Origin of the sequence: Tardiphaga sp. (genome assembly GCF_044340795.1) — a bacterium.
Taxonomy (GTDB): domain Bacteria; phylum Pseudomonadota; class Alphaproteobacteria; order Rhizobiales; family Xanthobacteraceae; genus Tardiphaga.
The window spans coordinates 1-8622 of the sequence record NZ_JBIISY010000240.1 but is presented as its reverse complement, the minus strand read 5'-3'; the positions used below and the strand labels follow the sequence as shown (position 1 = coordinate 8622).

Sequence of the window (8622 nt, the reverse complement as noted above, 5' to 3'; positions counted from 1 at the left end):
ACAGCGCCGATGATCACGAGTTTTGCGGTGGGTGCATAGACATTGAGAAACTGCTTCTTGCCGTTCACCTCGACCATGGCGCTCTTGCCCATGCGTAGCTGCCTCGTGAGCTCCGCATGCAAGGGGTCGGCGGCGAAGTCTACCGCCTTCACCAGGCGTTGTATACCATCGGATATATCGGTCACGATGATCACCGGCCGGCGCGCGGCGCGCTCGGCATTGAGCAGCGCCAGTGTCTCGGTTTTCACGATCAGCCTACCTTTTCAACGAAAACGCGGATGGTGCCGCCACAGGACAGACCGACATTCCAGGCGGTCTCGTCGGCCACGCCGAATTCCAGCAATTTCGGCTTGCCGCTTTCGATCACGTCGAGCGCCTCGGTGACCACGGCGCCCTCGACGCAGCCGCCGGAGACCGACCCCAGAAACGTGCCGTCATCATTGATGACCAGATTGGAGCCGGCCGGGCGCGGCGCCGAGCCCCAGGTCTCGACCACCGTGGCGAGAGCCACGCCATGGCCGGCCTTCTGCCAGGCTTCGGCGGCCTGCAGGATGTCTTCTTCGCGATTGAGCATCAGACTCTCCTCATGCAGCGGGACGGATCAACGGGCGGTGATGGCCGGAGGTCGGCGCCGACAGCGCTTTGATCAGCCCGTCGATGGACGTCAAATTATGTACCGGGCGGAATTCGTCAACGTGGGGCAGCATCATTTTGATGCCCTGCGCCTTTGGCTCGAAGCCGTCGAAGCGCAGCAACGGGTTCAGCCAGATCAGCTTCCGGCAGGAGCGATGCAGACGGTCCATCTCGAAAGCGAGCTGCGAATCCGCCTCGCGTTCAAGTCCGTCGGAGATCAGCAGCACGATGGCGCCCTGGCCGAGCACGCGGCGGCCCCACAGCTTGTTGAAATTGTGCAGCGAGGCCGAGATACGGGTGCCCCCTGCCCAGTCCTCCACCGACGCCGTGCAAGATGCCAGCGCCTCGTCGGGATCACGGGCCCGCAGCGCGCGGGTGACATTGGTGAGGCGGGTGCCGAACAGGAACACCGAGACGCGCTTGCGCGCATCGGTGATGGCATGGAGGAAGTGGAGGAACAGGCGGGTATACTCGCTCATCGAACCGGAAATATCGAGCAGCGCGACGATGGGCGCCGGCTTGTCGATCAGGCCGAGGCGGCGGAGATCGACGATATCGCCGCCGGTGCGCAACGAGGCACGCAGCGTCCGGCGCAGATCGAGACGCGCGCCGCTCTTGTCCGGCCGGGTGCGGCGGGTACGCAACTCCGCCTGCGGCAGCCGCATATTGGTGATGGCGCGGGTGACCTCGGCGATCTCCGCCGCGCTCATCTGCGCAAAATCCTTCTTCTGCAGGATCTCGCGATCGGAGACCGAGAGCTTGATCTCCTGCTCCTGCGGTGACTCGCGCTCTTCGCCCTTGGACGGCTGCGCCATCGCCTCCTGTACACGGCGCGAGGCCGGCGGCGGCTTGCGCTTGGCATCATCCGGCAGCGGCACGCTGTCGAGCATTTGCTTCCAGTCTTCCTCGGCGCGGAAGAACAGGTCGAAGGCCTGCTGGAAGATCAACGCATGTTCGTGGCGTTTGACGAAAATGGCTTCGAGCGTGGTGAAGACATCGGCACGCTTGCCGATTTCGATCAGCTGCAGAGCGTCCAGCGCGTCGATCGCGGCTCCCGGCCCGACCGGCAAACCGGCTTTGCGCAACGCGCGGGCAAAGCCAATGACATTGTCGGCCATCTGCCCGGTTGGCGGATTGAGATGATCGATGGGCAATTCCAACTCCGTCATTCCGGGGCGGGCGCGCATCTTGCGCGACCGCCCCCCGGAATCTCGTGGTGTTCTAGCTACTCCGAGGTTCCGGGTTCGCGCTCCGCGCGCCCCGGAACGACGAATGTTATTCCGTCGCTTCCTTGATCACCTTCGCCAGCGCATCGCCCTGCATGCGCTGGATGTCGTCCTGATATTTCAGCAGCGCACCCAGCGTGTCGCCCACCACCTGCGGCGTCAGCGAGCGCGCGTCGAGTTCGGTCAGCGCCGTCGCCCAGTCGATGGTCTCGGCCACGCCCGGCGATTTGTAGAAATCCTGATCGCGCAGCTTCTGCACGAAGGACACGACCTGCTGCGACAGCTTTGCGGAGATGCCAGGCACGCGCGATTTCACGATGGCCAGTTCGCGATCAGCGGCGGGATAATCAACCCAGTGATAGAGACAGCGCCGCTTCAGCGCGTCGTGGATCTCGCGGGTCCGGTTCGAGGTGATGATGACGATCGGCGGTGCCGGCGCCTTCACCGTGCCGAGTTCGGGGATCGTGACCTGGAAGTCCGAGAGAATTTCCAGCAGATAGGCCTCGAAGGCTTCATCGGCGCGATCGAGTTCGTCGATCAGAAGCACCGGTGCGCCGTTCACGTCCGGCTCCAGCGCCTGCAGCAGCGGGCGCTTGATGAGATAGCGGTCGGCAAAGATGTCGCTGGCGAGCTGATCGCGATCACTCTCGCCGGCGGCTTCGGCCAGGCGGATGGCGATCATCTGCGAGGCGCTGTTCCATTCATAGACCGCGGACGAGACGTCGAGGCCTTCATAGCACTGCAGGCGGATCAGCTTGCGGCCGAGCGCGCCGGACAGCACCTTTGCAATCTCGGTCTTGCCGACACCCGCCTCGCCTTCGAGAAACAGCGGCCGCCCCATGCGCAGCGACAGATAGGCCACCGTCGCCAGCGAGCGTTCGGCGAAATAGCCGCGCTTGGTGAGCAGATCGAGCATGCCATCGACGGAGGTGGGAAGCGCCGATGGTGCAGTCATTTACGATCCTATCTCGATAGCTTTCAGGCCTGACGAATCAGGCCCGGTTGTTGGCGGCTTCGACCGCGCGCTTGGCCAGCACGCCGATCAGATGCGCACGATACTCGGCGCTGCCATGCAAGTCACTGTTGAGCCCATCGGGCGAGACGTTGATGCCATCCAGCGCCTTGGGCGAGAACCGCTTCTTCAGCGCCTCCTCGAAGGCCTCGACGCGGAAGACGCCATCCGAACCAGCGCCGGTGACGGTGACCCGCACGCCGGAGGGCAGCCGCGCCACAAACACGCCGACCAGCGCATAGCGCGAGGCCTGGTTGCGGAATTTCTGGTAGGCGGCCTTCTTCGGCAGCGGGAACGAGACCTTTGTGATGATCTCGTCCGGCTCCAGCGCCGTGGTGAACAGGCCCTGGAAGAATTCTTCCGGCTTCAGCTTGCGCTTGTTGGTGACGATGGTGGCGCCCATGGCCATCACGGCGGCGGGATAATCCGCGGTCGGATCGTTATTGGCGAGCGAGCCGCCGATGGTGCCCTTGTGGCGCACGGCGGGATCGCCGATCAGCGCAGCGAGCTCGGCCAGCGCCGGGATCGCTTCAGCGACGGTCGCAGAACTGGCGACATCCGCATGCTTAGCGAGCGCGCCGATCACCAGCGCGCGGCCCTTGATCTCGATGCCGTCGATCCCCTCGATATGGGAGAGATCGACCAGATGCGGCGGTGCCGCCAGACGCTGCTTCATGACCGGCACCAGCGTATGACCGCCGGCGATCAGCTTTGCGTCCTCGTTCTTGGCGAGGAGATTGGCGGCCTGCCGCACGGTGGACGGGCGATGATATTTGAATTCGTACATGGAGAATTCCTGAACAATCCTTGGGGCGCGCTGTTCGCGATTATCGTGTCACGTCGTCAGGCCAGGTCGGACTTTTCCATCGCCTTGGCACCCGCGGCGATCGACGCCACGATGTTCTGATAACCGGTGCAGCGGCACAGATTGCCTTCGAGTTCTTCGCGGATCACATGGTCCTCGAGATCGTGGCCCTTGCGGTGGACGATATCGATGGCGGTCATGATCATGCCCGGTGTGCAGAAACCGCATTGCAGACCATGATGCTCGCGAAAGGCCTCCTGCATCGGATGCAGCGGCGCGCCATCGGCGGCGAGGCCTTCGATGGTCTTCACCTCATGGCCATCGGCCATCACAGCGAGGGTTGTGCAGGCCTTCACGGCCTTGCCGTCCAGATGCACGACGCAGGCACCGCATTGCGAGGTGTCGCAGCCCACATGGGTGCCGGTCAGCCGCAGCTCTTCGCGCAAAAATTGCACCAGCAGGGTGCGCGGATCGATATTCTTGGCGACGGGATTGCCGTTCACGATCATCGAGACTTTTGCCATATGCACTCTCTGTCATCCGCGCGTGCCATTGCGGGGCCGCACGGTTCTTAAAATCGTTCCAAACGCATCATATGGACGAAGTTCATCATCGGCAACCGCGGGCGAACGCGGCCGGATGCGCGTATGACGCTGCTTCAACAGAGCGTGATCACTTTGCTGCGAATGCAAAAAGGCCGGTCCAGCGCCGGACCGGCCTGTGAGTCGTGCGCCAGCCGGGGCAATCAGCCCTGCACGGCCTTGGCGAAATTGTTGAAGAACTCGTCGGCGATCTTCTTGGCCGAGCCGTTGATCAGGCGCTGGCCGAGCTGGGCGAGTTTACCGCCGATCTGCGCCTCCACATTATAGGTCAGCAACGTGCCGCCATCCTTGTCAGCAAGGGCGACCGTCGCGCCGCCCTTGGCGAAGCCGGCGACACCGCCCTCGCCCTCGCCGGAGATCTTGTAGCCGTTCGGCGGATCGAGATCGCTGAGCGTCACCTTGCCCTTGAAGCGGGCCGAGACCGGGCCGACCTTGATTTTTGCCGTGGCGCGGAAACCGCCCTCGTCGGTGGTCTCGAGCTCCTCACAGCCGGGAATGCAGGACTTCAGCACGGCGGGATCGTTGAGTTTCTCCCACACCACTTCGCGGCTCGCGGCCAGCTGTACTTCGCCGCTCATCGTCATGGCCATGGGCAATCTCCTGCATGTTTCGGGTCAAAAGAGGCTCATCCCAAGTAATGCACAGATCGGGCAAAGGAAAGACCGGCCAACGAACGCCCTGCTGCCTATTCGCAGTGCAGCAGCCATGCGTCGCCGCGACCTTTCGAGAACCCTTGGAGACTCCATCGGGAATGGCTAGGGTCCCGCCGCAATGAGCACAGCCCTTTCCCCTCTTCTGGCACCTTTGTTATCGAGCGCCGCCATGCGCGCGATCTGTGACGACGCCACGACACTGCAGCACATGCTGGATTTCGAGGCCGCGCTGGCGCGGGCGGAAGCAGCCGTGGGCGTGATTCCTGCCGCCGCCGTGGACGCCATCGAAGCCGCGTGCCGGGCTGATCAGTTCGACATGACCGCGCTGGCCGACGCCGCAACCCGGTCGGGCAATCTCGCGATTCCGTTGGTGAAGGCCCTGACGGCCCGGGTCGCCAAGGCCGATCCGGACGCCGCACGCTATGTGCATTGGGGCGCAACCAGCCAGGATGTGATCGACAGCGCAACCATGCTGAGCCTGCGTGCCGCGATCGACGCGCTGCTGGCCGACTGCGACCGCGCCGTTCTAGGCTTCGCAAGGCTGGCCGAGCAACATCGCCATACGGCGGTCGTCGCGCGCACCTGGCTGCAACATGCGCTGCCGATGCCCTTCGGGCTCAAGCTCGCGGAATACGCCTCGGCCTTGCACCGCTCAGGCCAGCGCCTTGCCCGGCTTCGCGCCGAAGGCCTCGCGCTGCAATTCGGCGGCGCCGCCGGCACACTGGCCGCGCTTGGCGACAACGGGCTTGCCGTGGCGGAGCAGCTGGCGACCGAGCTTGACCTGCCGCTGCCGGATGCTCCCTGGCACACCCATCGTGACCGCATTGCGGACATGGCGTCCGTGCTCGCCATCCTGTCCGGCACCTGCGGCAAGATCGCGCGCGATGTGTCGCTGATGATGCAGACCGATGTGGGCGAAGCCTTCGAACCCTCGGGCGAAGGCCGTGGCGGTTCGTCGACCATGCCGCACAAGCGCAATCCGGTCGCCTCGGCCTCTGCGCTTGGTGCCGCGACCATGGCACCGAATCTCGCGGCCACGATCTTCGCGGCGCAGGTGCAGGATCACGAACGCAGCGCCGGGCCATGGCATGCGGAATGGCCGACGCTACCCTCGCTGCTGCTAGTGACCTCCGGCGCCCTCGCCGCCATAGTCGATATCGCCGAAGGACTCGAGGTCGATGCTGCGAAGATGCGCAGCAATCTCGACACCGCGCACGGCCTGATCATGGCCGAGGCCGTGACCTTTGCGTTGGCGGAAAAGCTCGGCAAGAGCGATGCCCACCATCTCGTGGAGGCGGCCAGCAAGAAGGCCGCCGCGGAGAAGAAGCATTTGCGCGACGTGCTGGCTGCCGACCCGAAGGTGGCGGCGCAGCTCAGCGCGGACGCGATCGCCAAACTGTTCGAGCCGATGGACTATCAAGGCGCCTCGCAGGCCCTGATCGATCGTCTGCTGACCTCACTCAAGACCTAAGAACGACGGAGTTTTCCCATGCCCATGATCGATGCCGACGGCTGCCTGCTCAATGTCTCCGTCGAAGGCCGCGACAGCGGGCCGACCCTGATGCTGTCGAATTCGCTCGGCTGCACCATGGCCATGTGGGAGCCACAGATGTCGGCGCTCTCAAAACTCTTTCGCGTGATCCGCTACGATCGCCGCGGCCACGGCAAATCGGGCATGAATGGTCCGGTATCGATGGAGCGCTACGGCAAGGATGTACTCGCCATCCTCGACGATCTCAACATCGACAAGGTGCATTGGTGCGGCCTGTCCATGGGCGGCATGGTCGGGCAATGGCTCGGTGCCAATGCGCCGGATCGCTTCAACAAGATGATCCTCGCCAATACCAGCTGCTACTATCCGGACCCGACCAACTGGCACAACCGCATCAAGGCGGTCCGCGAAGCCGGCATTGCATCGGTGGCAGATGCCGTGATCGGTGGCTGGCTCACCGCCGATTTCCGCGAACGCGAGCCGGAAGCGACTGCCAAGATGAAAGCGATGCTGCTGGCGACGCCGGTGGAAGGCTATCTTGCCGCCTGCGAGGCGCTCAGCACCCTCGACCAGCGCGCGCTTCTGCCGAAGATCAAGAGTCCGGTGCTGGTGATCGCCGGCAAGCAGGACAATGCAACGCCGGTGGCTGCCGGCGAATTCATCCGCGCCAACATCCCCGGCGCCAGCATGACGCTGCTGGATGCCGCGCATATTTCCAATGTGGAGCAGAGCCACGCCTTCACCGAAGCCGTGGTCGGCTTCCTGACGCAGCGCTGAGGTATCACCATGGACGAACAGCAACGCGCCGAGAAAGGCACCGCAAAACGCCGAAAAATTCTCGGCGATGCCTGGGTCGATAAATCCGCCGCCGGCAAGAACAGCTTCAATGCCGACTTCCTTGATCTGATCTCACGTTACGCGTGGGGCGAGATCTGGACACGGCCGCAATTCGATGACCGCACGCGGCGCGTGCTGGTGATCGGCACCATGCTGGCGCTTGGCCAGTGGGACGAATTCCGCATGCATGTGCGCGCAGCGCTCAGCGAGGGCGGCTTCACGCCGGACGACATCAAGGAAATCCTGCTGCAGCAGGCGATCTATTGCGGCGTGCCGGCCGCCAATCACGCCACCAAGGAAGCCGGTGCCGTGATCAAGGAACTGGGGCTCGCGGTCTAGGCGACCTTCTGCGCCGGCAGCGCGTCATTGGCCGCGTTGCCGGGCTGACCGGGATCGAGCACTTCACTGCTGCCGTTCTGACGCAATGGCGGCTCGACGACCATGACGATGGCCACGCCGAGCAACATCAGCAGTTCGGTGATGTGCAGCCGCATGGAGGTCAGTTCACCGACCGTCGACGCCATCATCATGCCGGCGAATGACATCGCGCCGCCGATGGCAAGTGCCATGGCCAACGCCTCGTCACAGCCGCCCGACTTGCGGATTTTCGGCTGCGTGATGAAGACGAGGAACACGGCGAAGAAGGCCACCACCGTCAGCTTGGCGATCGCAAGCAGCCATGCATAGCGCATGGTGCCGAAGCTCGAGAGCTGCAGATAATCGTTGAGAAACAGCGCCAGCGAGATGTTCGAGCGCTCGTAAAATCCCTGGATCGGCGAGACCATGATGCGGAACGCCAGGAGGGTCCAGGTCGGAATGAAATAGCAAGCCACCAGCGCGCCGACGAAGGTGCTGATGCGCCAGCTCTGGAATGAACCTTTTGCGGACCAGTTGTCCTGAACAACAGGGCCTTGGGAAATGCTGCTCTCTGCCATGCGCCGTCCATCGCCTCGCGTGCGACTCGCATGCGAGCCGGTATGGTTGACGAAGAGCTAACGCCGCGGCCGCCAAAGCGACAACGTAAACCATCTGTTAACCTTAATTTCGAGATCCTCGGGAAAACGCCGTCTCGCGGGCAGTTTGCAACTTGTCAAAAGAAAAGCCCCGCCTTTCGGCGGGGCTCTTCCAAGGGGCGCTGAGAACACCCCTCTCTCATTCTAGCGCTGCTGCGGCTGGCCTGGCGGGTTGCCCTGCCGGCTCGGATCCTGCTGCTGGCCGGGGCGCTGCTGGCCCTGCTGTTGCCCACCCTGCTGCTGGCCCATGTTCTGGCCGGGGTTCTGGGTCTGCTGGCCCTGATTGTTCTGGCTCTGGTTCTGCTGGCGTTTGGACATTCATCCTTCTCCTTTGTTGAACCATCCAACG

The 8622-nt window shown here is 63.6% G+C and carries 11 protein-coding genes and 1 pseudogene; 3 read left to right on the top strand and 9 right to left on the bottom strand.

Annotated features, from left to right (window positions below; translation table 11 throughout):
- From ACIQ17_RS27020 to ACIQ17_RS26990, 7 genes and pseudogenes are all read right to left on the bottom strand, one after another.
- A pseudogene (locus ACIQ17_RS27020) lies at positions 1–248 on the bottom strand (XdhC family protein); the annotation flags it as partial.
- A gap of 2 nt (positions 249–250) precedes the next feature.
- Positions 251–574 carry an XdhC family protein gene (locus tag ACIQ17_RS27015; RefSeq protein WP_211909372.1) on the bottom strand — a complete coding sequence of 108 codons (324 nt, stop codon included), beginning with the start codon at positions 572–574 and terminating at the stop codon, positions 251–253.
- Positions 575–584: 10 nt separating this feature from the next.
- Positions 585–1802 (bottom strand): VWA domain-containing protein, encoded by a 1218-nt coding sequence (locus ACIQ17_RS27010; RefSeq protein ID WP_398472413.1) that lies wholly within the window; start codon positions 1800–1802, stop codon positions 585–587.
- A 106-nt stretch (positions 1803–1908) separates the two neighbouring features.
- The gene (locus tag ACIQ17_RS27005) at positions 1909–2814 is read right to left on the bottom strand and encodes an AAA family ATPase (protein WP_398472411.1); all 906 of its coding nucleotides are present in this window, start codon (positions 2812–2814) and stop codon (positions 1909–1911) included.
- Between the two features lie 37 nt (positions 2815–2851).
- Complete coding sequence (locus tag ACIQ17_RS27000) at positions 2852–3658, bottom strand: FAD binding domain-containing protein (protein WP_398472410.1); 807 nt, start codon at positions 3656–3658, stop codon at positions 2852–2854.
- Positions 3659–3714: 56 nt separating this feature from the next.
- Positions 3715–4200, bottom strand: a complete 486-nt coding sequence (locus tag ACIQ17_RS26995) for a (2Fe-2S)-binding protein (RefSeq protein WP_398472409.1) — start codon at positions 4198–4200, stop codon at positions 3715–3717.
- Positions 4201–4421: 221 nt separating this feature from the next.
- Positions 4422–4868 carry a CoxG family protein gene (locus tag ACIQ17_RS26990; RefSeq protein ID WP_398472408.1) on the bottom strand — a complete coding sequence of 149 codons (447 nt, stop codon included), beginning with the start codon at positions 4866–4868 and terminating at the stop codon, positions 4422–4424.
- A gap of 181 nt (positions 4869–5049) precedes the next feature.
- Between ACIQ17_RS26990 and ACIQ17_RS26985 the strand changes: the two genes are divergently transcribed.
- From ACIQ17_RS26985 to ACIQ17_RS26975, 3 genes are read left to right on the top strand one after another with little or no spacing between them, the layout of a single operon-like run.
- On the top strand, positions 5050–6402 hold the full coding sequence (locus ACIQ17_RS26985) for a 3-carboxy-cis,cis-muconate cycloisomerase (RefSeq protein ID WP_398472406.1): 1353 nt from the start codon (positions 5050–5052) through the stop codon (positions 6400–6402).
- Positions 6403–6420: 18 nt separating this feature from the next.
- Positions 6421–7200, top strand: coding sequence for a 3-oxoadipate enol-lactonase (pcaD, locus tag ACIQ17_RS26980; RefSeq protein WP_398472405.1), 780 nt, complete (start codon positions 6421–6423; stop codon positions 7198–7200).
- 9 nt (positions 7201–7209) lie between these two features.
- On the top strand, positions 7210–7599 hold the full coding sequence (locus ACIQ17_RS26975) for a carboxymuconolactone decarboxylase family protein (RefSeq protein WP_398472404.1): 390 nt from the start codon (positions 7210–7212) through the stop codon (positions 7597–7599).
- On the opposite strand, the gene ACIQ17_RS26970 is transcribed toward ACIQ17_RS26975, so the two are convergent.
- Both ACIQ17_RS26970 and ACIQ17_RS26965 read right to left on the bottom strand, forming a co-directional pair.
- On the bottom strand, positions 7596–8195 hold the full coding sequence (locus ACIQ17_RS26970) for a hypothetical protein (protein WP_398472403.1): 600 nt from the start codon (positions 8193–8195) through the stop codon (positions 7596–7598). The genes ACIQ17_RS26975 and ACIQ17_RS26970 overlap by 4 nt on opposite strands.
- Before the next feature lie 222 nt (positions 8196–8417).
- Positions 8418–8591, bottom strand: coding sequence for a hypothetical protein (locus ACIQ17_RS26965; RefSeq protein ID WP_398472402.1), 174 nt, complete (start codon positions 8589–8591; stop codon positions 8418–8420).
- Positions 8592–8622: the final 31 nt, after the last annotated feature.

Excerpts from the sequence above, each read along its gene's own strand:
- ACIQ17_RS26985 (WP_398472406.1), top strand. The coding sequence starts at position 5,050 with ATGAGCACAGCCCTTTCCCCTCTTCTGGCACCTTTGTTATCGAGCGCC.
- ACIQ17_RS26990 (WP_398472408.1), bottom strand. The coding sequence starts at position 4,868 with ATGGCCATGACGATGAGCGGCGAAGTACAGCTGGCCGCGAGCCGCGAA.
- ACIQ17_RS27005 (WP_398472411.1), bottom strand. The coding sequence starts at position 2,814 with ATGACTGCACCATCGGCGCTTCCCACCTCCGTCGATGGCATGCTCGAT.
- ACIQ17_RS26975 (WP_398472404.1), top strand. The coding sequence starts at position 7,210 with ATGGACGAACAGCAACGCGCCGAGAAAGGCACCGCAAAACGCCGAAAA.
- ACIQ17_RS27010 (WP_398472413.1), bottom strand. The coding sequence starts at position 1,802 with ATGACGGAGTTGGAATTGCCCATCGATCATCTCAATCCGCCAACCGGG.
- ACIQ17_RS26995 (WP_398472409.1), bottom strand. The coding sequence starts at position 4,200 with ATGGCAAAAGTCTCGATGATCGTGAACGGCAATCCCGTCGCCAAGAAT.
- ACIQ17_RS27015 (WP_211909372.1), bottom strand. The coding sequence starts at position 574 with ATGCTCAATCGCGAAGAAGACATCCTGCAGGCCGCCGAAGCCTGGCAG.
- pcaD (WP_398472405.1), top strand. The coding sequence starts at position 6,421 with ATGCCCATGATCGATGCCGACGGCTGCCTGCTCAATGTCTCCGTCGAA.
- ACIQ17_RS26970 (WP_398472403.1), bottom strand. The coding sequence starts at position 8,195 with ATGGCAGAGAGCAGCATTTCCCAAGGCCCTGTTGTTCAGGACAACTGG.
- ACIQ17_RS27000 (WP_398472410.1), bottom strand. The coding sequence starts at position 3,658 with ATGTACGAATTCAAATATCATCGCCCGTCCACCGTGCGGCAGGCCGCC.
- ACIQ17_RS26965 (WP_398472402.1), bottom strand. The coding sequence starts at position 8,591 with ATGTCCAAACGCCAGCAGAACCAGAGCCAGAACAATCAGGGCCAGCAG.